Origin of the sequence: Glutamicibacter sp. FBE19, assembly GCF_015524875.1 — a bacterium.
GTDB classification, from domain to species: Bacteria; Actinomycetota; Actinomycetes; order Actinomycetales; family Micrococcaceae; genus Glutamicibacter; species Glutamicibacter halophytocola.
The window spans coordinates 177,372-199,350 of the sequence record NZ_JACKQN010000001.1; the positions used below are offsets into that span (position 1 = coordinate 177,372).

At 60.3% G+C, this 21,979-nt stretch carries 23 protein-coding genes; 10 read left to right on the forward strand and 13 right to left on the reverse strand.

Annotated features, from left to right (window positions below):
• Positions 1-221: 221 nt before the first annotated feature.
• From H6F58_RS00780 to H6F58_RS00795, 4 genes are all read right to left on the reverse strand, one after another.
• A complete protein-coding gene (locus tag H6F58_RS00780; RefSeq protein ID WP_060703009.1) occupies positions 222-977 on the reverse strand; it encodes an ATP-binding cassette domain-containing protein in 756 nt (251 codons plus the stop codon).
• Positions 974-2,008 carry an iron chelate uptake ABC transporter family permease subunit gene (locus H6F58_RS00785; RefSeq protein WP_171918475.1) on the reverse strand — a complete coding sequence of 345 codons (1,035 nt, stop codon included), beginning with the start codon at positions 2,006-2,008 and terminating at the stop codon, positions 974-976. Before H6F58_RS00785 ends, H6F58_RS00780 begins: the two co-directional genes overlap by 4 nt.
• Positions 2,009-2,012: 4 nt before the next feature.
• Positions 2,013-2,993, reverse strand: a complete 981-nt coding sequence (locus H6F58_RS00790; RefSeq protein WP_060703007.1) for an iron chelate uptake ABC transporter family permease subunit — start codon at positions 2,991-2,993, stop codon at positions 2,013-2,015.
• Between the two features lie 93 nt (positions 2,994-3,086).
• Positions 3,087-4,073, reverse strand: a complete 987-nt coding sequence (locus H6F58_RS00795) for an ABC transporter substrate-binding protein (protein WP_098945522.1) — start codon at positions 4,071-4,073, stop codon at positions 3,087-3,089.
• A 299-nt stretch (positions 4,074-4,372) separates the two neighbouring features.
• Here H6F58_RS00795 and H6F58_RS00800 point away from each other — a divergent pair, with 299 nt between their 5' ends.
• A complete protein-coding gene (locus H6F58_RS00800; protein ID WP_060703006.1) occupies positions 4,373-4,963 on the forward strand; it encodes a GNAT family N-acetyltransferase in 591 nt (196 codons plus the stop codon).
• Here the strand turns inward: H6F58_RS00800 and H6F58_RS00805 are convergent.
• Complete coding sequence (locus H6F58_RS00805) at positions 4,960-5,169, reverse strand: hypothetical protein (RefSeq protein WP_060703005.1); 210 nt, start codon at positions 5,167-5,169, stop codon at positions 4,960-4,962. The genes H6F58_RS00800 and H6F58_RS00805 overlap by 4 nt on opposite strands.
• A 185-nt stretch (positions 5,170-5,354) precedes the next feature.
• Between H6F58_RS00805 and H6F58_RS00810 the strand changes: the two genes are divergently transcribed.
• Both H6F58_RS00810 and H6F58_RS00815 read left to right on the forward strand, forming a co-directional pair.
• Complete coding sequence (locus H6F58_RS00810) at positions 5,355-6,041, forward strand: SDR family oxidoreductase (protein WP_195180859.1); 687 nt, start codon at positions 5,355-5,357, stop codon at positions 6,039-6,041.
• Between the two features lie 181 nt (positions 6,042-6,222).
• The gene (locus H6F58_RS00815; protein WP_060703003.1) at positions 6,223-6,942 is read left to right on the forward strand and encodes a YoaK family protein; all 720 of its coding nucleotides are present in this window, start codon (positions 6,223-6,225) and stop codon (positions 6,940-6,942) included.
• Between the two features lie 131 nt (positions 6,943-7,073).
• Here H6F58_RS00815 and H6F58_RS00820 read toward each other — a convergent pair whose 3' ends face one another.
• On the reverse strand, positions 7,074-8,153 hold the full coding sequence (locus H6F58_RS00820) for a tartrate dehydrogenase (RefSeq protein ID WP_195180860.1): 1,080 nt from the start codon (positions 8,151-8,153) through the stop codon (positions 7,074-7,076).
• A 35-nt stretch (positions 8,154-8,188) separates the two neighbouring features.
• A complete protein-coding gene (locus H6F58_RS00825; protein ID WP_348536350.1) occupies positions 8,189-9,136 on the reverse strand; it encodes an NAD(P)-dependent oxidoreductase in 948 nt (315 codons plus the stop codon).
• Positions 9,137-9,509: 373 nt separating this feature from the next.
• Here H6F58_RS00825 and puuE point away from each other — a divergent pair, with 373 nt between their 5' ends.
• The gene (gene puuE, locus H6F58_RS00830) at positions 9,510-10,448 is read left to right on the forward strand and encodes an allantoinase PuuE (RefSeq protein ID WP_171918470.1); all 939 of its coding nucleotides are present in this window, start codon (positions 9,510-9,512) and stop codon (positions 10,446-10,448) included.
• Positions 10,449-10,927: 479 nt separating this feature from the next.
• On the opposite strand, the gene H6F58_RS00835 is transcribed toward puuE, so the two are convergent.
• The 3 genes from H6F58_RS00835 to H6F58_RS18270 form a co-directional block, all read right to left on the reverse strand.
• On the reverse strand, positions 10,928-11,665 hold the full coding sequence (locus H6F58_RS00835; RefSeq protein WP_171918469.1) for an aspartate/glutamate racemase family protein: 738 nt from the start codon (positions 11,663-11,665) through the stop codon (positions 10,928-10,930).
• A gap of 6 nt (positions 11,666-11,671) precedes the next feature.
• On the reverse strand, positions 11,672-13,201 hold the full coding sequence (locus H6F58_RS00840; RefSeq protein WP_195180861.1) for an NCS1 family nucleobase:cation symporter-1: 1,530 nt from the start codon (positions 13,199-13,201) through the stop codon (positions 11,672-11,674).
• Positions 13,202-13,363: 162 nt separating this feature from the next.
• Positions 13,364-13,489: a hypothetical protein gene (locus H6F58_RS18270; protein ID WP_257720415.1), complete on the reverse strand. Its 126-nt coding sequence runs from the start codon at positions 13,487-13,489 to the stop codon at positions 13,364-13,366.
• A gap of 379 nt (positions 13,490-13,868) precedes the next feature.
• Here H6F58_RS18270 and H6F58_RS00845 point away from each other — a divergent pair, with 379 nt between their 5' ends.
• From H6F58_RS00845 to H6F58_RS00870, 6 genes are all read left to right on the forward strand, one after another.
• Positions 13,869-14,666, forward strand: a complete 798-nt coding sequence (locus H6F58_RS00845; RefSeq protein ID WP_195180862.1) for a TIM barrel protein — start codon at positions 13,869-13,871, stop codon at positions 14,664-14,666.
• Positions 14,667-14,699: 33 nt separating this feature from the next.
• Positions 14,700-15,599, forward strand: coding sequence for a 2-hydroxy-3-oxopropionate reductase (locus H6F58_RS00850; RefSeq protein ID WP_195180863.1), 900 nt, complete (start codon positions 14,700-14,702; stop codon positions 15,597-15,599).
• 289 nt (positions 15,600-15,888) lie between these two features.
• Positions 15,889-17,682: a glyoxylate carboligase gene (gcl, locus tag H6F58_RS00855; protein ID WP_060702997.1), complete on the forward strand. Its 1,794-nt coding sequence runs from the start codon at positions 15,889-15,891 to the stop codon at positions 17,680-17,682.
• A 463-nt stretch (positions 17,683-18,145) separates the two neighbouring features.
• Positions 18,146-18,466: a hypothetical protein gene (locus H6F58_RS00860; RefSeq protein ID WP_060702996.1), complete on the forward strand. Its 321-nt coding sequence runs from the start codon at positions 18,146-18,148 to the stop codon at positions 18,464-18,466.
• 82 nt (positions 18,467-18,548) lie between these two features.
• Positions 18,549-19,079: an ASCH domain-containing protein gene (locus H6F58_RS00865; protein WP_146276869.1), complete on the forward strand. Its 531-nt coding sequence runs from the start codon at positions 18,549-18,551 to the stop codon at positions 19,077-19,079.
• Between the two features lie 119 nt (positions 19,080-19,198).
• Positions 19,199-19,495 carry an antibiotic biosynthesis monooxygenase gene (locus tag H6F58_RS00870; protein ID WP_060702994.1) on the forward strand — a complete coding sequence of 99 codons (297 nt, stop codon included), beginning with the start codon at positions 19,199-19,201 and terminating at the stop codon, positions 19,493-19,495.
• Positions 19,496-19,573: 78 nt separating this feature from the next.
• Here the strand turns inward: H6F58_RS00870 and H6F58_RS00875 are convergent, their stop codons facing one another.
• The 3 genes from H6F58_RS00875 to H6F58_RS00885 form a co-directional block, all read right to left on the reverse strand.
• Positions 19,574-20,989, reverse strand: coding sequence for an MFS transporter (locus H6F58_RS00875; RefSeq protein ID WP_146276867.1), 1,416 nt, complete (start codon positions 20,987-20,989; stop codon positions 19,574-19,576).
• Complete coding sequence (locus tag H6F58_RS00880) at positions 20,989-21,420, reverse strand: MarR family transcriptional regulator (protein WP_146276865.1); 432 nt, start codon at positions 21,418-21,420, stop codon at positions 20,989-20,991. Before H6F58_RS00880 ends, H6F58_RS00875 begins: the two co-directional genes overlap by 1 nt.
• A 166-nt stretch (positions 21,421-21,586) precedes the next feature.
• Positions 21,587-21,964, reverse strand: a complete 378-nt coding sequence (locus H6F58_RS00885; RefSeq protein WP_060702991.1) for a universal stress protein — start codon at positions 21,962-21,964, stop codon at positions 21,587-21,589.
• Between the last annotated feature and the right edge of the window lie 15 nt (positions 21,965-21,979).

A 21,979-nucleotide genomic window follows, 5' to 3' on the forward strand; every position in this document is an offset into this window, starting at 1 on the left:
AGTTACAAGACAGCTCGCAGATGCTGTGGCGGTCCGCTCTGGCCCGGCGAAGCGGAATCCATGGAGAACCTGATTTTCAGCGGCCAATAGAGATCAGTGATGGAATGCCAGCAACAGCACTCGTACGGGCATTCAGGAAATCGCCCGGCCATCGATGCAGGATTGCCTCACGCCGGGAGATCGGGGTTGCTGCCATGCGGGATGTCCCGCAGTTGCCGGGATCAGTAATACACCGCCAGCGGGCCGTTGGGACCGGGGATCACGCTCACCGGGGTCTCGAAGACCTCGGTGAGGATCTCGTCTTGCATGATCTGCTCCGGGGTGCCGAATTGCACCACCTTGCCGTGCTTCATGGCGCAAATGTAGTCCGCATAATGGCCGGCGAAATTGATGTCGTGCAGCACGATCACGATGGTGCGGTTCAGTTCCGCCGCAGCACGCTGCAGATGCTGCATCATGACCACCGAATGCTTCATATCCAGATTATTCAGCGGTTCATCGAGCAATACGGTATCGGTGTCCTGGGCCAGCACCATGGCCACATACGCGCGCTGGCGCTGGCCGCCGGAGAGCTCGTCAAGGTAGCGGCCTTCCAGCTCGCCCAGATCCAGGAAATCGATGGACCGCGAAATGATCTCCTCATCGGCCTGGTTCAGCCGGCCCTTGGAGTGGGGGTATCGTCCAAAGCCCACCAGCTGGCGCACCGTCAGGCGGGTGACAAAGTGGTTTTCCTGGCGCAGGATCGAAACGATCTTGGCCAGATCTTTCGAATTGGTTGTGGCGACGTCGTAGCCCGAGACCTCGATGCTCCCTTCATCGATGCCCATCAGCCGTCCCACCATGGTGAGCATGGTGGACTTGCCGGCGCCGTTCGGGCCGACCAGCGCGGTCAGCCCGCCGGTGGGGATTTCCAGGGTGACCGGGCCGATAGCCACGCTGGAACTGTACTTTTTGCTGACGTCTTTGAGCGTTATCACAGCCGTCCCTTTCGCAGGATGAAGATCAAGAAGGTGATGCCGCCGACGGCTTCGATGATGATGCCCACCACGCCCTGGGCATAGAACAGGTTTTTCATGATGAAGTACGCGCCGGCCAGAACCACAAAGCCGATGAGGAATGACATCGGGTAGATGTAGCGGTGGTCGTAGGTGTCGGCCAATTGGTAGGCCAAGGTTGCCACGAGGAAGCCCAAGAAGGTCAGCGGGCCGACCAAAGCCGTGGTCACAGCCATCAGGACGGATACGAAGAACAGGACCTTCATGACCTCGCGGCGGTGGTTCAGCCCCAAGTTGATCGTGGTTTCCTTGCCCAGGGCCAGGACGTTCATCTTCTTGGAAGCCAGCACCAGATAGCCGCCGGCAATCACCACCAGCGGAATGGCCACCGGCATGTAGCCCATATCCGCATTGGCCATGGAGCCGAAGAGCCGGGCGGTGAGCACATCGAACTCGCTCGGGGTCAGCAGCCTTTGCATGAAGGTGGAAATCGAACCCAATCCGGTGCCTATGATGATGCCCACCAGCAGCATGATCTGGATATTGCCGAGCTTTCCCGACAGCAGCCAGCCATACAACGCCACCGAGAGGCCCACCATGATGGCCACCTGCAAGATGAACTGGCTGAGCCCGGTGAAGAAGGTGATGCCAGCGGCGCCCAGGACGAAGACCGCTCCGGTTTGCACCACCCGGTACAGGGCCTCGAAGCCCATGATGGATGGGGTGATGATGCGGTTGTTGGTCACGGTTTGGAAGGCGACGGTGGCGATGGACTGGCACAGGGCCACGACCACCATGGTCAAGACGTTGCTGGCGCGCAGTTTCGCGATCACCCAGAAGCCGGTGGAGCCTACCGGCATGGGGTTATCCCAGGCCAGCAACCCGGCAGCGAACAGCACGGCCAGCGCGATCAGGACACTTAGGGTAATCCAGTAGCGCTTGCGGACCTTGGCGCTGGACAGCGGTCCTGAACACCGGCTGGGATGGTGTGTTCCGAGGGCGGGAGCAGTCATGAGATTAGCCAACTTTGCGCTGCCTGAGCAGAAGGAAGATGAAGACCATCGCGCCGAGTACCCCCAGGATCAGGGAGACCGGGATTTCGAAAGGCATGATGATGGTGCGCCCGATCAAGTCGCACACGGTGGTGATCGCGATGCCCATCAGGCACACCCACGGCAGGTTGCTGCGCAGATCATCACCGCGGATCAGCGAGACGATATTCGGCACAATCAGTCCCAAAAACGGCAGGTTGCCAATCACCACGGTGACCACGCCGGTGGCAATGGCGATCAGCGCCGTGCCAAGCAGCATCACTCGGCGGTAGTTCAAGCCGACATTGGTGGCGATCTCTTCGCCCAGCCCGGCCACGGTGAAACGGTCAGCCACGATGTAAATAGCCACGGCGACCAGGGCAACAATCCACAGCACTTCGTATTGGCCGCGGATCACCGAGGTGAAGGAGCCGGCCATCCAGATGCCCAGCGATTGCAGCTTGTCGGTGGACAGCGCGAAGAAGGTGGAGAAGGCCCCGACTACGGATCCGAGCATGATGCCCACAATCGGGACGGTGAGCGAGGCCTTGAGCGAAACGCGCTGCAGGAACAGGAAGAAGACCATGGTGCCGATAAAGGCGAAGGCGATGGCCACGCCCATTTTTGCCAGCAGGCTCGCACTGGGGAAGAGCACCAGCATGGCCAGCAGGCCCAGGCCCGCCCATTCAGTGGTTCCTGTGGTGGTGGGTTCCACGAAGCGGTTCTGCGTCAGCAACTGCATGACCAGTCCGCTCATGGCCATGGCTGCTCCGGCGAGCACCAGCGCGATGGTGCGGGGGATGCGGGTGATGGCGAACATCTGCGCACCATCGTCCTTGCCAAAAATGTCGTAGACGCCGGTGAGCAGGGAGAGGGCCAGAAGCAGGAGGACGCCGAGGATTCCTAATGCGAGTTTGCCGGTGAAGACCTTGGAATTGGTCCGCACGAGCGCAGTGGTGGTTGTCATGTTGCCGCCGTGGGGAAGTGTGGTGGGAAAGCAGCTCTGGCGGCGAAGCCGGAATCCGGCTCCGCCGCTAGAGCTGTGGGAGATGCACGGGTGCTACTTGGCAGCTTCCAGGGCGTCAGCGAATTCGTTGAGGAATTCGGTGTAGGTCTGGATGCTCTCGTTGGTGTAGGTGTCAGCAGGCATGACCACCACGTGGCCTTCCTTGGCTGCGGTGACATTCTGAAGTGCTTCGGAATTTTCCAGCAGTTCCTTGGCCGGCTTGTATTCCTCGCCGTCGCTGCCTACTGCGGCATCGCGGTCCATGACAATGATCCAGTCCGGGTTGGACTTGGCGATGGCTTCAACCGAGACATCGTCGCCTTCATGATCGGTGGAGGACTCTTCAAGTTCCAATGCCGGGGTCAGGTTCAGGAAATCAAACATGGGACCGACAGTGCGCCCGGTGCTGGGTGCTGAGTAGCCGAGCTCGCCACCCGAAGCGATCAGCCCCATGACGGTGTCCTCGCGGTTGTAGGAATCTGTGACGCGCTTCTGCGCTGCTTCGAAATCGTCCACCAGCTTCTTGGCTTCATCCTGCTTCGAGAAGATCTCGCCCAGGGTGGTGGTCTGGCGTTCCAGCTCGGTGTCAAAAGGTTCGCCTTCGCGTGGATCCAGCGAAACGATGGTGGCTTCGGGAGCCAGCTCCTTGAACTTCTCGGCGTACTGGGCATAGCGCTGGCCGTTGATGATCAGGTCCGGCTCAACGGTTACAACGGATTCAAGGTTTGGTTCCTTGTGGTTGCCCAGGTCGAGGATTTCCTTGTCCTTGGTGTAGGAAATGGTGTCTGGCATCAGCGAGACCGCGCCGGCGGTGAGCTTGATGCCCCAGGAATCCAAGGTCTCGAAAGTGCGGTTGTCGGTGGCAACAACAGACTTGGCCGGCATGGCCGCGCTCTTTTCGCCTTCGTTGTCAGTAAAGGTCACTGTTTTGGTGTCGGCGGCGTTTGCCTCGGAGGCGGTGTCGGCGGTGGCACCGCACGCGGAGAGGGACAGGGCGGCAACGCTCAGAAGAGCAGCGGCACGTAGCTTCATGGAGGCCATGACGTCCTTTTCTTATGGCAACCTTCATTGGTTGCGTGAGTGAATGAGCTAATTATTAGCTTAGCCTTATCTAATCGAATTAAGCGAAATTCCATAAGTGTTAACTGTGTCACCGTGAGTAGTACTTTCATGTCAAAATATTCGCCAAGAATCCAATGCCCGCGCCAGTTCGCCCGTGAATTGGGCGATAGTGGAGAAAATTAACCCTCAAAACACTTCTTTATTTAACTATCAAGTAATGCTTGGGTGGTGGCCTTCAGTCGGCCATGGACTTTTCGAAGGTTCGATAGGATGCGTTTATGACTGCTTCCTTGGATCAAATCACCTGGCCGGTTACTACTAGCAGGCTTTCCCTGCGCCGATTGACCGAAAATGATCTGGAAACGACGTGGAGCTATCGCAAATTGCCAGAAGTAACTGAATGGATCACCTCTGGTCCCCAGGATTTTGAAACGTACCGCACGCAGTTCCTTGAGTCGGGAAAAATTAATCGCGATATTGCAGTTCAGATCAGCGCCCCGGATGGGCAGGCTCAAATAATCGGAACGGTCATGATCTACATCAAGGACGCGTGGGGCCAGCGAGAAGTTGCGGAGCAAACCGTGGCCGTGGAAGCGGAGCTCGGGTGGAGCTTTGACCCGCAGTTCGCCGGCCGCGGGTACGCCACCGAGGCTGTCAGCAAGGTGATCGAGCTGTGTTTCGAGGAATTGGGGCTACGCAGGGTTGTTGCTGGATGTTTCGCCGCCAACGAACCATCGGTCAGGCTCATGGAGCGCGTGGGACTGCGCAGGGAAGCCTTTGAAAAAGCCAATAGCCTGCATCGCAGCGGCCAGTGGATGGATAGTTATTCCTATGCCTTGCTCAAGGATGAGTTCTCGGACCGGCCTTAATGGTCTTGGCGGGCATTGAGCAGAACCAAATCCAGTAGTTCTTGCACCTCTTGGGAACGCGAAGTCCAATAGCCGGTGTCCAGCCCGAAGCCGAGCATGGCTTCGTCGGCCCGTTTCTTGAAGTAGTCCCGGTGGTCTTCCAGGGCATTGGCAAGGTCGGCAAATTGATCGTTGCTCAGTTCTAGGTTCAGGGTTTTCTGATTCATGAGCGTATGTCCTGCGTCGGGGAGTCGGTCTATGAACCGAGGTTACGCCCGCAGAAATCGGAAGGAAACCGGCATGGAGCGGATTGCCAGCTTAAGCCCATCTGCTGCTGTCCACGGAATATCCCGCCAGCTGCAACGGTTATGCCGGGAGTAGCGATGTGAACAATGATCAGAAGGAGCAGTACATGTCTGAAGAACGTCGAGTAGTCCTCATTGGTGGCCATGGCAAGATTGCTTTGCTTGCGGCACCAAAACTGGTCGAACGCGGTTTCGCCGTTGATTCGCTGATTCGCAATCCAGAACATTCCCCTGAAATTTCTGCCACCGGCGCCCACCCGGTGGTTCTTGATATCGAGAACGCCGACGCAGGCCAGTTGGCCGAAGCCTTCAAGGGAGCGCACGCCATCGTCTTTTCCGCAGGTGCCGGCGGCGGAAACGAAGAGCGCACTCGCGCCGTGGATTTCGAAGCTGCCGTGCGTTCCATGGAAGCAGCCAAGCAGGCAGGGGTGGAGCGCTATGTCATGGTCTCCTATTCGCGGGCCTTGGTGGATGTCGATCGTCTTGACCCGGAAAACTCCTTCTACACCTATGCCAAGGCCAAGCATGATGCCGACGCTGTCCTGCGCGAGACCGAGCTGAACTACACCATTCTTGGGCCTGGAGCACTGACCTTGGAACCAGCCAGCAAGACGATCGTGATTGCTGATGAAACTGGCAACATCGAGGGCCAAGCTCCCGCTCCGGAGGCCGGCAAGGTGTCTCGTGAAAACGTCGCTGAAGTGATCGTGCACGTGGTGGAAACTGAAGCTGCAGTCCGATCGACTGTGAACTTCTATGATGGTTCGACCCCGATTGCTGAAGCGATCAGCTAAACAATCCGCGTGCAATTAATCCCTGGATCCGCGTGGATTCAGGGATTTTTTGTATCCAGGACGCGAGCGACAGTCGTAACGAAAGCGATGATGTGAAGCGCTCTCGCAACATGCGCGGGGGATTGGCGGGCGGTGGCCTACGCTAGGCACTGATCCCACCGTAGCGAAAGAAAAACCAACCATGCCTAACGCCCTCAAACCCCGCGACCCTGCGAAAATGCATCTGATCCTGATGCTCGTTCTGACCTTTTCGACAGGAATCATTGACGCCGTCGGCTATCTGGGGCTGGACAGGGTCTTCACCGGAAACATGACCGGCAACGTCGTAATTCTCGGAATGGCGCTCATGGGCGCCGATGGCCTGCCAGTTCTGGGGCCATCTATTGCGCTCGTCGGCTTCGTGGCGGGCGCGGCCATCGCCGGACGAGTTCTGAAAAGCGAATCCGCAGGCTGGAGCAGGAGAACAACGGTTCTGATCGCGGTAGTCGGCGCCTGCCTGGCGTTGACCGCTATCGGCCTGTTCGCAGGTGTGCACCACGCCGCCCAGGGAGCTGCCCTGTCCATTACCGGGTTCATCGCAGCGGCCATGGGGCTCCAAGCGGGCACCGCACGCCATCTGGCAGTCAAGGACGTGACCACGGTCGTGGTCACCTCCACGCTGACCGGTCTTGCCGCGGATTCGCCACTAGGCGGAGGCAGCGGCAAGTACTGGGAGCGCCGGTTGCTGGCCGTGGCGCTGATCTTGCTGGGTGCGGCCGCTGGCGCCGCCTTCTTGCAGGTGCACATCGGGCTGGGCGTCCTGTTCACCGGGGTGCTCGCGATGGGCGTGGCGCTGGTGGGTGAACGCTCGCGCCAGCAGGCAGCACATGCCGAAGCCGAGTCGCTGGTAGAAGCAAGCTAGGAACAGAGTAAAAAAGTTTGGTCCCGATGCCGAAGCATCGGGACCAAACTTTTGTCATCACTCGCACCTTCATGAGGTACTTACCACTCTAAACGCGCTGTCTGTGCGCTAACTGGGACACGCCTGCGCATTCACTTGGTAATGCGCTCGGCGATGGCTGTACCAAGGATCCCGGTTGTTCCATGTCCGCCCAAATCGGGGGTGAGGACCTGGGCGTCGGCCTCGGCTAGTACCGACTCGAACGCATCCTGGATGGCGGTTGCGGCCTGCGAGTAGCCCAGATGCTCGAGCATCATTGCGCCACACCAGATCTGGCCAATCGGGTTGGCAATACCTCGGCCAGCAATATCTGGCGCCGAACCGTGGACTGGCTCGAAGAGGGACGGGAAGAGGCCTTCGGGATTGATGTTGGCGCTGGGGGCAACGCCAATGGTTCCGGTCACCGCAGGACCGAGATCCGAGAGGATATCGCCAAAGAGGTTCGAAGCGACCACCACATCAAACCAGTCCGGATGCAGGACAAAGTTCGCGGTCAGGATATCGATATGGAATTTATCCACCGATACACCGGGGTAATTTTCGGCCATCGTGGCCACGCGGGTGTCCCAGTATGGCATGGAGATGGAAATGCCGTTGGACTTGGTAGCTGAGGTAAGGCTCTTGGCTTCGCGGCGTGAAGCCAGCTCGAAGGCGTACTTCAAAATGCGGTCCACGCCAACGCGAGTCATGACAGTTTCCTGCATCACCACTTCGCGGTCGGTCCCTTCGAACATCACGCCGCCCACGGACGAATATTCGCCTTCGGTGTTTTCGCGGACAACATAGAAATCAACGTCGCCCGGCTTTCGATTGGCTAGCGGACTTGGCACCCCGGGCAACAACTTGACCGGGCGCAAATTCACGTACTGGTCAAAGCGTCGGCGGAACTGCAACAGGCTGTCCCACAAGGAGATGTGGTCAGGAACCACGTCCGGCCATCCGACGGCGCCGAAGTAGATGGCGTCAAAATGGGTTAGCTGCTCTTCCCAATCGCCGGGCATCATGGTCCCGTGCTTGAGGTAGTAATCGGCTGAGGCGAAATCGAAATGGGTGAACTCGAGGTCCAGGTTGAAAATGCGGGCAGCCGCTTCCAGGCTGCGCAATCCTTCGGGGACCACTTCCTTGCCGATGCCATCTCCGGGAATGACGGCGATACGATGAGTAGTTTTCACAATTGGCTCCATTGTGTTGTTGGTTTCGGCGATGGCTAGTTGACCTGATGCACGGGCTTGCGCCCCTCGAGCACAGCGATGACTGATTCAGCGGCCATCATCCCTGCGCGTTGCCGGGCCTCGAGAGTTTGCCCAGCCAGATGCGAGAAGACCAGAATACGTTCTTGGCCGCGCAACGGGTGGCTAGCCGGAAGCGGTTCCTCGTTGACTACATCCAAGGCCGCTCCTGCGATGACTCCGTTGTTCACCGCCTCAAGCAGTGCTGATTCATCTACCAGGGAACCGCGCGCCGTGTTAATCAAAACGGCTGAGGGTTTCATCTGGCTTAGCAGCAGTGCATCAACAAGTGGTCCTGCACCGGTGGGACGCGAGTGGAGCGACAAGTAGTCGGCGGCTTGGGCGGTTGCCTGGAGGTCCTGGAAGCTGATTGCGGACACCGGCGGCTGCGGATGGGAAGTATGCACAACAACCTGCATGCCCAGAGCAAGTCCCAGGGCTGCCAGTGCTTGGCCGCTGGGGCCATAGCCAATGATTCCAAGAGTCTTGCCGCGCAGTTCCGTTCCGGCGGCCCGTGGCCAATTTCCCGCGGCTACTTCCGGAATCACTCGATGGATTTGTCGAGCCATGCTGAGCATTAGTCCCAAAGCCAATTCGGCCACGGCATGGTGGTTCACCCCGGGAGTAGAGCATACGGCCACTTGGTGCTTTGTTGCTGCTTGAAGATCAACCGAATCGTAGCCGACACCACTGCGAGCGATGACCTTTAGATTCCCGGCGGTAGCGATCATATTTTCGGTGATGGGTTCACTGGCAATGATTGCTCCAACAGCCCCCGCCAGCAGGTCGGAGCGCTCGGCCTCACTGCGCGGGCCACTGTGCGGCATGTAGTGAGGGCAGTAGCCATGGCTCTTCAGGAGCTGGTCCACATCGTCGCCCGGCCTGAGGTAGTCGGTGGTGATGACAATCCGATTTTCGCTGTTCACAGTATTTCCTTGATCTTGCAGTGTGCAGGCTCGGGCTCAATAGCTACTACTCGTCTCACGCGTAGTTGCCGATGGCGGTACTAGTTGTGATGGTATCGCGGGGAGGCTTTTCAGTACTTCTATTGCCTGCTCAGCGTCAAAGCCCTTTTTCAATGTGGCGATGGCTGCGGTGTCGCAATCGCCCTGTACCCCAGTGCCGTGGATCGCGGTCTTCAATTCACGGCTCGAAAGCCAGGCCGCAAGAGAAGCAGAAAGAGCTCACTGCGACGGGCGAAATGTAGACTCCCGAGCGACGAAGGCATATCCTATGATGTAGAGCACTATTCCGACTGACGGAATTAAAGTTTCATCGTTTGAAAGGAATCTAATCCTCATGAAGGATCTTATTGACCTGGACAGCCCGCGTGACTTGATCGGCTACGGCCGCCATACTCCGGATCCGCAGTGGCCCGGAGGCGCGAAGCTCGCCGTGCAGTTTGTGGTGAATTACGAAGAGGGCGGCGAAAGCAACATCCTTGATGGCGACGACGCCTCGGAATGCCTGCTCTCGGAAATCGTTGGCGCTGCACCGTGGCAGGGCCAGCGCAACCTGAATATCGAGTCCATCTACGAGTATGGATCACGCGCTGGCTTCTGGCGCCTGCACCGCATGTTCACGGAGATGGACCTGCCGGTCACCGTCTACGGCGTCACCACCGCCATGGGCCGCAACCCCGAAGCCGTCGCTGCGATGAACGAGGCCGGCTGGGAAATTGCCAGCCACGGCTACCGCTGGCTGGAATACAAGGATGTCCCCGAAGAGGTCGAGCGCGCCCACATCCGCGAGGCCGTGCGCCTGCACACCGAAGTCGCCGGAGAACGCCCTTACGGCATGTACCAGGGCAAGCCCTCGGACAACACACTGCGCCTGGTCCAGGAAGAAGGCGGGTTCCTCTACTCGGCCGACAGCTATGCAGATGACCTCCCGTACTGGGTTGCCACCGACGAGGGCAAGCCCTTCCTGATGATCCCGTACACCCTTGAAGCCAATGACATGCGCTTTGCCAGCGCCCAGGGCTTCAACTCTGGAGACCAGTTCTTCTCCTACCTCAAGGACACCTTCGATACCCTTTACCGGGAAGGCCAAGAAGGTGCGCCGAAGATGATGTCAATTGGTCTGCACTGCCGGTTGGTTGGCCGTCCGGGCCGTGCCGCGGCACTGCGTCGCTTCCTCGAATACGTGAAGTCGCACGAGGATATTTGGGTTACCCGCCGCGTGGACATCGCCCGCCACTGGCATGAGAAGCACCACCCGGAGAACACGGCCGGCTAAACCGGGGTGCGATTCCGCAAATGATTTAGAAGCATGTGAAGCGGGTGTCTGCGGGCACCGTGCGCTCTGGAGGAATCCGGAGGGCGCGGTGCCCGCAGGTGTATCCAGCCCTTGCATCCTGCCCGAGGGGCGCACGTGCGAAAAGATGGCATGGAACATGCCCTCTGGGGCGACACCGATGCGCCTTCGAGCACTTCATCGTGCGCCTCCTCGTGCGCTGCCGTCGGTTGGCCGGGCCCTGCGCACTCTCCAGGGGCCGCTGGCTTCACTGCGTCGGGCCAGCCGGTGCCCAACATGTGCAGAACGGCCATGGCGCTGGCTGCTTCGACAGGGCCGAAAGAGCGGCTGCCCGCTCTAACAACCTGCGCTCCGTTTGCATCGCCGGCTATTGCCCGAGCCTGGAGATCGAGACAAAGGAAGGTCCGCTTCATCCTGATTCTGCGTGGATGAAGCGGACCTTCATTGTTGGCGGGGCAGCGCTATAGCGCGTTGACCGCCTGGGTCAGTGGCCAGCCGGTCACGGTCTTGGGACGCGGCGGAGCGTAGGTGCGCACCTTGGAGGTAGTCAGCCCCATGCGCACCAGTGATTCGGCGATGGTCACCGCGGCGCGGACGCCGTCGACAATTGGCACTCCGGTGGCTTCCCGGACCTGTTCTTCCAGTTCGGCCATGCCGCCGCAGCCCAGGCAGATGACCTCGGCCTTGTCCTGCTCCACGGCGATTCGCGACTGTTCGACGATGGCTGCCACGGCGCGCTGGGGATCTGATTCCAGCTCCAGTACGCCCAGGCCGCTGGCCCGGACTGAAGCCAGCCGATCGGTCAGGCCAGCCAGCTTCAGCCGGTCTTCGATCAGCGGCACGGTGCGGTCCAGCGTGGTGACCACAGAGTACTTGTGGCCCAGGAACTGTGCGGTGGAAGCGGCGGCTTCGGTGATATCCACGACCGGAACCTCCAGCAGCTCCTGGAGCCCTTCACGTCCGTGCTCGCCGTAGCCGGCCTGGATGACAGCGTCGTATGGCTCCGTGTAGCGGACCACCTTGTCCATGACGGCGATGGCGGCGAGGTAGCTCTCGAAGTTGCCTTCGCAGGAGTCTGCACCGAAGTCCGGGGTGAGCTCGATGATTTCGGTGCCTGGGGAAGCGGCCTGCCGGGCCGAATCGCCGATGGCCTGGGTCATTGACGCGGTGGTGTTGACGTTCAGGATGAGAATTCGCATGGGGTCCTAGTGGGTCGGAGCCACGGCGATTGGCTCGCCGTCGATGTCGGTCAGGTCATGCTGGCGCTTGGCCAGGGCAAGGTAGGCGAGCGCGCCGGCGCCGGAACCGAGGAACCAGGCGAAGGATCCGACAACGTGCAGCGCCGGAACGAAGGCCAGCACCAGTGCGATGGCGGAGCTGATCACCAAAGCGCCAACAGCGCGATAGTTCACGCCACGGGTGAAGTAGTAGGTGCCTTCGGGGTGGGCGCGGTACAAGTCCATGACGTTGATCCGCGCTTTGCGGATCAGCCAGTAGTCGGCCATGATGATGCCGAAGAGCGGGCCGAGCAAGGCGCCTAGGCCGCCGAGGAAGTAGTTGATGATTTCCGGGGAGTTGTAGAGATTCCACGGCAAAATCACCAGTCCGATAACGCCTGAAATCATCGCGGCGCTGCGGAAGTTCAGTTTCTTCGGGAAGAGGTTGGTCAGCGCGTAGGTGGGAGCTACGAAGTTCGCCATCAGGTTCACCGCGATGGTCAGGACCAGGAGCGCGGCGGAGGCGAGAAGCAGCAGCAAGGTGTTGGGAATCGCTCCGACAACATCCGACGGCGAGGTGATGACCTTGCCGTTGATGGAGAACTGCGTTCCGGTGAGGACCACGACGATGGCTCCGAAGAAGAGCATGTTCAACGGGATGCCGAAGAAGTTGCCCTTGACGATGGATTTCTTTGACTGCGCCCCGCGGGTGAAGTCGCAGAAGTTCAGGACGAAGGTTCCGTAAATGGAGACCCAAAGGGCGGCGGCGCCGAACATTGCCGCCCACATTGCGCCACCGGTCTTGGTTTCACCGGTGCTCCATGAGATGTTGAAGCCCGATTCGATGAGCATCCAGATGGCCAGTGCCAAGAAGGTCACCAGGATCACCGGGCCGGCGAAGGCTTCGTATTTGCGGATCATCTCCATGCCGTAGCTGACGATGACCAGCTGAATGGCCCAAAGGGCCACGAAGCAGATCCATCCCAGGGTGTTCAGGCCCAGGAAGCTTGAATCCTCCAGGCCTGCTGCCGAGGGAGCCACGGCGATCACCATGACCGAAAGGACCTGGGACGCCAGATAGGTCTGGATGCCGAACCAGGCGATGGCCACCGCGCCACGGACCAGAGCCGGGATTTGGGCTCCGGTGATTCCGAAGGCGATGCGGCTCATCACCGGGAAAGGGACGCCTGTCTTTTCACCCATGAAGCCCGAAAGGGTCAGCAGAACAAAGAGCAGAAGCGCGCCGATGGCCAGGGCGCCCAGGATTTGCCCGGCGCTCATGCCCAGGGCGAAAAGCCCGATGGCGAAAGCGTAATTTCCCAGCGAGTGCACGTCGTTGGCCCAGAGGGTGAAAATGCTGTAGGCGTTCCACGAGCGTCCCTTGCGGGTGGTTGGCGCCAAATCCTGGTTGTACAGGCTGGGGCTGAGCTCGTGCGGGTTGGAATGATCGATTCCCTGGCTGGTTCTCTGCGCCGTATTTAATTCTGCGGAGCTGTGCTCCGAAATATCTTGCCTCATGGTGAGGTCCTCTTCTCAGAAGCTTGCTGCAGGCCAGATGAAGCCGCCAAGCATGACTGCTTGGGGATATCCGTGCGCTTGCAGCGCGCATGCGCAATGCATGCTGGTCTATTCGTAGTGGATGGGCCGCGTGGGTCCGCTGCGGAAAAAGCGCGCCGCGCGCTACGGATAGATCGGTTGGCCGAAGTTCTGATAGAACTCCGACGGGGTGCCAACGACCGGCTGGGCCGCAAACGGCTGTTGCCAGTCGGGGTGCCCCGCGGGACCCCCTGTGAGTCGTGTACTCATGGCTGCTCCTGAGCTAGAAAAATTCACTCCGAGATGTGTGCCACATCACCTGACATACAACTGTAAGCCGAAGAGGTGGCTACCGCAATAGAGAATTCGGATTTCATGGAGTGGAAATGTGGTAGAAACTCGTTGGCCATGCCACGCGGCCGGCCACTGGGATTCGGTGGAATTTTCGACAATTGCGTTTCGCATATTAAGCAATGATTACTTGCCCCCAATGCCGGAGGGTCGCCCAGAAGGCGGGTTGGCAGCAGGCCTTGGCCCGGATGTCGCTCAAGGGTTGACAGCCCTCCGCTCGGAGCCTTAGTGTTTTCATAAAGCAAAACCTAATTTCCATAAAGCGGAAACTTAGAACGTGGTCTTGGAGGGAAATCCGGTGTCCTACACTCTGAATTGCTCGATTCTTCTTACTGAATTGCCACTGCTGGAGCGCGCTGAAGCGGCACGCCAGGCAGGGTTCGACAGTGTCGAATTCTGGTGGCCATTTGCCGAAGCGGTGCCAGCGGATCAGGAAGTCGACAAATTTATCGCCTCGATCAAGAACGCAGGCGTCCAGCTCGACGGACTGAACTTCTTCGCAGGCAATATGCCCGCCGGCGACCGCGGCCTGGTGTCCTGGAAGGGACGCTGCGGCGAGTTCAAGGACAATGTCGCCGTCGTGGCCGCCATCGGCGAAGCCACCGGTTGCACCTCCTTCAACGCCCTGTACGGCAACCGCCTTGCGGACTACACCCCCGAGGAACAGGATGAGCTGGGCCTGAAGAACCTGCTCGTGGCCACCGAAGGCGTCGCCAAGATCGGCGGCACCGTGCTGATCGAGCCGGTCTCCGGCACCGAGGCCTACCCGCTGAAGACCGCCGCCGATGCGCTGAAGATCGTCGACGCCGTCAAGGCGGAAGGCAAGAGCAATATCGCCCTGCTGGCCGATTTCTACCACATGGCCGTCAACGGCGACGATGTCGCCGCCGTGATCGAGGCCCACGCCAAGGACTTCGGCCACATCCAGATCGCCGACGCACCGGGCCGCGGAGCCCCGGGCACCGGGGATCTGCCGCTATTCGACTGGATCAACCGCTCGCGCGAGCTGGGCTACACCGGCAAGGTCGCCCTGGAATACAAGCAGGATCAGGCCACCGCCTTCGAGTGGCTCAAGACCGCCTCCGCCAACGCCTAAAGCACCCGCATACCTAAGATTTTGGAGAAAGACATGTCGCAGAACGTTGCATTCATCGGCCTTGGCATCATGGGCCTGCCGATGGCGAAGAACCTGGTCAACGCCGGCTTCACCGTCACCGGTTTCAACCGCAGCCAGAAGGCCATCGACGACCTGGTCGCCGCCGGCGGGCAGGGCGCCAGCTCGGTCGCCGAAGCCGTCAAGGACGCCGACGTGGTGATCACCATGGTTCCGGACTCCCCGGATGTCGAAGCCGTGGTCACCGGCGAGGAAGGCGTCTTCGCCAACGCCAAGGCCGGGGCCCTGTGGGTCGACAACTCCTCGATCCGCCCGGATGTTTCGGTGCAGCTAGCCGAGGCGGCCCGCGCCGCCGGGCTGCGCCCGCTCGATGCCCCGGTGTCCGGCGGCGAGGCAGGAGCCATCGATGGCGTGCTGTCCATCATGGTCGGCGGCGAGCCGGCAGACTTCGAGGCCGCCCAGGGCGTGCTCAACGCCGTGGGCAAGACCATCGTGCTGGTGGGCCCCTCGGGCTCGGGCCAGACCGTGAAGGCCGCCAACCAGCTGATCGTTGCCGCCAACATCCAGGCGCTGAGCGAAGCCGTCGTCTTCCTGGAAGCCTATGGCGTTGATACCGATGCAGCCATCAAGGTCCTCGGCGGCGGCCTGGCCGGCTCCAAGGTCCTGGACCAGAAGGCCCAGAAGATCCTGGACCGCGAATTCGCCCCGGGCTTCCGCCTGGCCTTGCACAACAAGGACATGGGCATCGTGACCTCGGCCGCCCGCGAAGCCGGCGTGGTCCTGCCGCTGGGCGCACTCGTAGCCCAGCTGGTCACCTCCACCGTGGCCTCCGGCGACGGAGCGCTTGACCACTCGGGCCTCTTCCGCGGCGTACAGCGCCTTTCCGGCAAGGTCGAAGCCCCGGTTCCTGCCTAGGGCCCACACATCTTCCTACGGCGGGCGGCGCTGGTAGCGCCTGCACCTCAGATCACGGCACGTTCCACCATAAGCGCGGAGACCCGTTGCGGCTTCAGTACACGGTTCGCTGCAGCAGGCACCGCAGGTGGGGCGCGAGGACTTCGTTCCGGTCCGTTACCGAGATCTGGTGCTCAAGGAGCAGGCGTTGTGGTGACTCATGGGCCGCGCCGCCTGCCGTAGGTTTCTATCTTTTCTTCCCAGCTATCCACGAACAGCTTGATTGTTCTTCCTAAAGGACGTGTTTGCCATGCCAAAGATGCGCGCAGTAGATGCCATCGTACAGATCCTGGAAAAAGAGGGCGCCACCGAGGCCTTCGGCCTGCCAGGAGCAGCCATCAATCCGCTGTACTCGGCCATGAAGGATCACGGCGGAATCCGCCACACCCTGCACCGCCACGTCGAAGGCGCATCGCATGCTGCCGACGGCTACTCGCGGGCCACCGGAAAGATCGGCTTGTGCCTGGGCACCTCGGGCCCGGCCGGCACCGACATGATCACCGGCCTGTATGCCGCGATCGCCGATTCCATCCCGATGCTGTGCATCACCGGGCAGGCGCCGACCAGCGTACTGCACAAGGAGGACTTCCAGGCCGTGGACATCGAGTCCATCGCCAAGCCGGTCACCAAGTACGCCTCGACCATCCTGGAGCCAGGGCTTGTGCCGGGCACCTTCGCCAAGGCCTTCCAGATCATGCGCTCCTCGCGTCCCGGCCCGGTGCTGCTGGATTTGCCGATCAACGTGCAGATGGCAGAGATCGACTTCGACATCGACGCCTACGAGCCATTGCCAGTGGACAAGCCGAAGGCCACCCGCGGCCAGGCGGAGAAGATCGTCGACCTGCTGCTGACAGGCAAGAAGCCGCTGATCATCGCCGGTGGCGGCGTGATCAATGCCAACGCCTCGGACAAGCTCGTTGAGCTGGCCGAAGAGCTGAACATCCCGGTTTCCCCGACCCTGATGGGCTGGGGCGCCATCCCGGATGACCACCGACTGCAGGCCGGCATGGTCGGCATCCAGACCCACACCAAGTACGGCAACGCCACCTTCCTGGAATCCGACGTGGTGCTGGGACTGGGCAACCGCTGGGCCAACCGCCACACCGGCGCCCTGGACGTGTACCGCGCGGGACGCAAGTTCATCCACGTGGACATCGAGCCGACGCAGATCGGCCGCGTCTTCTCGCCGGATCTGGGGATTACCTCGGATGCGGCCGCCGCGATCGACGCCATCCTGGAGGTGGTGCGCGAGCGCAAGGCCGCAGGTGCACTGCCTGACTACAGCGCGTGGGCCGATTCAGCCGCCGCACGCAAGGGCACCGAGCACCGCAAGACCAACTTCGATAACATCCCGATCAAGCCGCAGCGCGTGTACCAGGAAATGAACGCGGCCTTCGACCGCGACACCACCTACGTGTCCACCATCGGCCTGTCGCAGATCGCCGGCGCGCAGATGCTGCACGTCTTCGGCCCTCGCCGCTGGATCAACGCGGGACAGGCCGGACCGCTGGGCTGGACCGGTCCGGCTGCGCTGGGCGTGGTTCGCGGCAAGCCAGGGAAGAAGGTTGTCGCCCTCTCCGGAGACTACGACTTCCAGTTCATGATCGAAGAGCTGGCCGTGGGCGCGCAGTTCAAGCTGCCGTATGTGCACGTCGTGGTGAACAACTCCTACCTGGGCCTGATCCGCCAGTCGCAGCGCGGCTTCGAGATGGATTACCACGTGCAGCTGGGCTTCGATAACATCAACTCCCCGGAAACCAACGGCTACGGCGTGGACCACGTCAAGGTCGCCGAAGGCCTGGGCTGCAAGGCGGTGCGCGTCGAGGATCCTGCCAAGCTGGCCGACGGGTTCGCCGAGGCACAGCGCCTGGCCGAAGAGTTCCAGGTGCCAGTGGTTGTCGAGGTCATCCTGGAGAAGGTCACCAACATCGCCATGGGTGCAGCCTTGGATGCTGTGAACGAGTTTGAAGATCTGGCATTGACCGCCGAGGATGCACCAACCGCGTTGGTGCCGCTCGGCGCAAATGTCACCGTGAGTGCCTAAAGGTTAGTCGTCACTACCTGGACACGCACAACTGTTTTGGCGCGGGGCACCGGTTCACCATATTTCGGGTGTGCCCCGCGCCATAACCATGTCATCTCGCATCAAGCTGCCTGATGCCTAGTACTTTCAAGCAGAGGCAGCAACTGCGACAGCACTTATTGATCTCGTGCCGCCCGGCACGCAATTGATGGCCGTCGATGGCGGATATGCCACTGAATTCCAGACCCTGCGCGGTCCGCCGATCCGCAAGGCGAACTAGCCTTCTGCTGTTCAATGCTCTTTCCGATTCACGAATAACGCCGTGAATCGGGAGGAGCTTTGCCATATCCAGCACTTGGCACATGGGCTTTGCGTAACGAACCCATATCAATTAGCTGAGAACCATGAATCGCCCGCCAATCACGGCTTAGGGTGGAAGCCTATGGGGATAGCGCTGCAGTTACTTTCGATGACAGGAACAGGTATGGACGCGAACTCTGCCCCCTCGCTGGTCACCAAAGAAATCAGTGATCTGTCCTTGGGCGAAGTCTTGTCCACTTCCTTGATCTGTGTAGTCATTCTCCTGGCTGTCCTGATCAGTTTTGGCATCAAAACCTATCTGCACCTGCACAAAACTAGAGGGGCCAAGGTCGAGAAGGCAGTTGTTGAAGCGGCCGCTCAACCCAGCACCACGGCCGCTGAACCTGATCCGGATCACGGTGCCCCAACCCGCGAAGTGCACTCGATGCTTGGCGGGATTCGCAAGTCCGAGCCGGCTATGGGCAAGTTCGACCCGGGCAGTTGACGGAATTTTTCCTTCACCACGGTTTTAGCGACCTGCATTTGCCGGATACGTGTTCCCGGCGTCAACGCCCTAGGATCAAGGCATGACCGAAAATACCGTTCAAGAACTTCCACCGGTTAATGGCCAAGCGGCTGCAACCATGTGGGCTGATTACCTGGCTAGCCGAGATATCAGCGAGGACCAGGCCCCGCATCATGTCGCCGAGTCCTTCGGCGATCACCCGGCGCTGGCCGATGAGCTGTTGAACGAGATTCTGCATGGAACCAAGAGGGCCACGTCATCGCTGGCCAGCGACTATGCCTATTATGGCGAGCGCGTTCCGCAGCCGGAAGACCACTGCATCATCTGCAACGGGGCGGGGGAGCCCCGGGCAATCTTGCGGATTATCAGCGTGGAGCGTGCCAGCTTCTTCGAAGTTGATGAGCAGTTCGCTGCTGCTGAGGGCGAAGGGGATTTGAGCCTGGCCTACTGGAGGCGTGAGCACGAGAAATTCTGGCGCCGCACGCAAAAATCCATTGGCCGCGAGTGGTCCCCGGAAGATACCCAAGCACCTGGCGGCGAACTGATCCTGGAAAGATTCGAGATCTGCTGGCCCGAAGAGTACGCCGGCTAGCAGTCAGCGGAGCACGGCATTTGTTGCACTTCGCCATGAAGTGCGGGAGCAGAAAATTCGGGCGTAGGCTGGGCGTAGAAGCTTCCACCACGGTGAAGCGCAATCACGAAAGGTTGTCCATGTCGATTGTCGTCATCAATGCACTGTCGGTTCCTGCGCAGGCCGGAGAAGAGCTGGAAAAGCGCTTCGCTGCACGCAAGCAGTCGGTAGACTCCTCGCCAGGTTTTGAAGGGTTCAAGCTGCTTCGCCCGGTCAGCGGCGAGGACCGCTATTTCGTATATACGCAGTGGGCCACACGCGAGGACTTCGAGAACTGGCGAGACCAGCGTTCGGGCGCCGCCCACGCCGGCAGCGAGGGCAAGAAGCCTGTAGCGCAGGGCGCGGATTTGATGGAGTTCGAGATCGTAGAACTCTAAGCCGGGCTGGGACCACGCGAAAGGGAGGGAAGATCCACCGGTTCTTCCCTCCCTTTCGCATGCTCGGGCCAGTTTCCACTAATCGACGCGCAGCGGAGCCGAATAGGTGGTGCGCGATGTGCGGATGGCGGAATTGACCAGCAGCGCTGCCCCCAGCGCGATGCACAGTACCGCTCCGAGCATGAAGGTCATGTTGATGCCGCTCGGGGTGGCTTCGCCATTAAGACCCGCATGGGTGGCAAGGATGGCCGAGGAAATTGCGGTGCCAAATGAGGAGCCGACGGTGCGCAGCACCTGGTTGAAGCTCACCGAGCTGCCCAATTCCTTCACGGCCACGCTGCGCGCAATCAGTGCCGGCATGGCTGCATAGCTGGCACCCATGCCAAGGCCGAAGACCAGCATGCTGATCAGGATCTCCCATAACTCGGAATGCAGCAGCCACAACAGCGTTCCAGCCAAGGACATGATGATGGCGCCAATGGGCAACATGATTTGAATGCCGACCTTCTTGGCCAAGGTGCGCACGATCCTGTTGGCCGCGAAGCTTCCTACCGAGAGCGGGAAAATCACAAAGCCGGCCCAGAAAACGGGCAATGCCAGCCCGTATCCGGTGGATTCATCGGCCTGGGCAACGAGGGATGAAACGGACATGCCGATGTACAGGGCTGCCCCGAGCGCAATGGCTGAGATATTGGCCAGGAGCACTTCGCCCTGCTTGAGCGTGCGGAGGTTGATCAGCGGATGTTCCAACTTGTTTTCGACCAGGACCCACACCGCCAGGATGATGGAGGCAAAGATGAGCAATGCCAGGATCGGCATCGAGCCCCAGCCCCATTTGGGGCCTTCCGAGATGGCCAGCAGCAAGGAGCCCAGCCCGAGGGTCAGCAGCAGGGTGCCCAGGTAATCAAAGGGGCGGGATTCGGCTTGCGAATCGGGACCGGCCGGGACGACTTTCCAGACCACGATGATGGTTGCCAGCACAAAGGCTGCGCCAAACCAGAACGCAAAACTGTAGTCGAAAAGCCCGGCAATGATTCCGGTCAGCGGGTAGCCAATGCCGATTCCCGAGGCGACCGTGACCGAGAGCGTTGATATGGCTGGCTGGATCTTGCCCTTTTCTACGTAGCGGCGAGCGATGGAGATCGTAATGGGAACGATGCCGTAGGACAGGCCCTGCAGGGCCCGGCCGATCAAGAATAATTCGAAGTTCTGCGCCGCGGCGGCCAGCACCGATCCGATGAACATGATGCCCAGGGAAAGCAGCAGCAGCCGCTTTTTGTGCGGACCGTCGCTCAACCGTCCCAGAATCGGCGTAGCGACCGCACCGGCGAGCAAATTCACCGTGAGCATCCACTGGGCGGTAGCCACGTCGACATTGAATTGGGCAGCAATCGATGGGACCAGCAGCATGCCCAAGGAGGAAACGATGGCGGTGGCCAACGCGGCAAAGACCAGTGCGGGAAGCAGCGCATTGCGCGTGGTTGCGGTGTTCATCAGTGGGCGGCCTTCCTGATTTTTGCCAGGGCCGGAAGCGCATCGTGGATGAGCTTCAGCTCCGCTTCGCTTAGCTCATTTCCGATGGCATTCTTCAGAGCCTGGCGGCCCATTTCGACTTCGGATTCCAATTTCCGATGGCCGGCCTCGGTCAGGTGGAACCACAGCTTGCGGCGATCGGCTTCATCCTTGCGCCGCTCGATGAACCCGAGCGATTCCAGTTCCTTGGTGGACAGCGAGATGGCCTGCTGGCTGACCCCAATGGATTGGCTCAGCTGCGTTGCGCTGACATGTTCTTCTGCCGCGAGGGCCCGGAGGATGCCGATTTTTCCCGGAGAGAGGGTGCGCGCCGAGTGCACGATTCCAAGCAGGGGAGAGAGCGCGTCAAAGAGAAGCTGCGGCAGGTCTGGGTGCTCCGGGGAAAATTGCATAGCTACAGAATACAATTAACTTGTACAAGTTTTTTGATGAAGTCCTGTCTCTTCGATCACCAGGAACCAGCGGGCCACGGCAAAGGTTCCGCGCCTTCCCGGGCGAAACCGGAAAGGCGCGGAACCTTGAATGGGACCTGGATTTCTTGTGCTTGGCGGGCCGGTCTCAGTTCTGGGCCTTCACCGCCAGCACCGGGCAGTCCGCCTCGATCAGGATGCGCTGGGCGATGCTTCCCATCAATAGCTTTCCCACCCTGGAGCGCTTGCGCAGCCCCAGCACGATCAGGGAAACCTGATGATCCTGCTCGGCCTGGAGCACGAAGTCGGCCGGATCATGCACGGTGCCCGCCTGCGGCAGAATCTGCAGCGGAACCCCGAAATCCAGCAGGGCATTCATATCGATGCCAAGACTCTTCTCGGAAATCGGTTCCCGGTCGAGATTCGCGATCAACAACGAGTCCTGGGCCTTGTGGGCTTCGGCCAGCGCCCGGCGGATGGCCGCCTTGCCAGCAGGGGTATCGCTGAAACAAGCGAGGATTGCCATGGAATTCTCCTAGGT

What these genes read in the sequence shown, in the direction of transcription:
- H6F58_RS00790 (WP_060703007.1), bottom strand. Translation starts at nt 2,993, where the DNA reads ATGACAACCACCACTGCGCTCGTGCGGACCAATTCCAAGGTCTTCACC.
- H6F58_RS00875 (WP_146276867.1), bottom strand. Translation starts at nt 20,989, where the DNA reads ATGAACACCGCAACCACGCGCAATGCGCTGCTTCCCGCACTGGTCTTT.
- H6F58_RS00870 (WP_060702994.1), top strand. Translation starts at nt 19,199, where the DNA reads ATGTCGATTGTCGTCATCAATGCACTGTCGGTTCCTGCGCAGGCCGGA.
- H6F58_RS00815 (WP_060703003.1), top strand. Translation starts at nt 6,223, where the DNA reads ATGCCTAACGCCCTCAAACCCCGCGACCCTGCGAAAATGCATCTGATC.
- H6F58_RS00800 (WP_060703006.1), top strand. Translation starts at nt 4,373, where the DNA reads ATGACTGCTTCCTTGGATCAAATCACCTGGCCGGTTACTACTAGCAGG.
- H6F58_RS00865 (WP_146276869.1), top strand. Translation starts at nt 18,549, where the DNA reads ATGACCGAAAATACCGTTCAAGAACTTCCACCGGTTAATGGCCAAGCG.
- H6F58_RS00860 (WP_060702996.1), top strand. Translation starts at nt 18,146, where the DNA reads ATGGACGCGAACTCTGCCCCCTCGCTGGTCACCAAAGAAATCAGTGAT.
- H6F58_RS00805 (WP_060703005.1), bottom strand. Translation starts at nt 5,169, where the DNA reads ATGAATCAGAAAACCCTGAACCTAGAACTGAGCAACGATCAATTTGCC.
- H6F58_RS00785 (WP_171918475.1), bottom strand. Translation starts at nt 2,008, where the DNA reads ATGACTGCTCCCGCCCTCGGAACACACCATCCCAGCCGGTGTTCAGGA.
- H6F58_RS00880 (WP_146276865.1), bottom strand. Translation starts at nt 21,420, where the DNA reads ATGCAATTTTCCCCGGAGCACCCAGACCTGCCGCAGCTTCTCTTTGAC.
- H6F58_RS18270 (WP_257720415.1), bottom strand. Translation starts at nt 13,489, where the DNA reads ATGAGTACACGACTCACAGGGGGTCCCGCGGGGCACCCCGACTGGCAA.
- H6F58_RS00850 (WP_195180863.1), top strand. Translation starts at nt 14,700, where the DNA reads ATGTCGCAGAACGTTGCATTCATCGGCCTTGGCATCATGGGCCTGCCG.
- puuE (WP_171918470.1), top strand. Translation starts at nt 9,510, where the DNA reads ATGAAGGATCTTATTGACCTGGACAGCCCGCGTGACTTGATCGGCTAC.
- H6F58_RS00835 (WP_171918469.1), bottom strand. Translation starts at nt 11,665, where the DNA reads ATGCGAATTCTCATCCTGAACGTCAACACCACCGCGTCAATGACCCAG.
- gcl (WP_060702997.1), top strand. Translation starts at nt 15,889, where the DNA reads ATGCCAAAGATGCGCGCAGTAGATGCCATCGTACAGATCCTGGAAAAA.
- H6F58_RS00810 (WP_195180859.1), top strand. Translation starts at nt 5,355, where the DNA reads ATGTCTGAAGAACGTCGAGTAGTCCTCATTGGTGGCCATGGCAAGATT.
- H6F58_RS00795 (WP_098945522.1), bottom strand. Translation starts at nt 4,073, where the DNA reads ATGGCCTCCATGAAGCTACGTGCCGCTGCTCTTCTGAGCGTTGCCGCC.
- H6F58_RS00885 (WP_060702991.1), bottom strand. Translation starts at nt 21,964, where the DNA reads ATGGCAATCCTCGCTTGTTTCAGCGATACCCCTGCTGGCAAGGCGGCC.
- H6F58_RS00840 (WP_195180861.1), bottom strand. Translation starts at nt 13,201, where the DNA reads ATGAGGCAAGATATTTCGGAGCACAGCTCCGCAGAATTAAATACGGCG.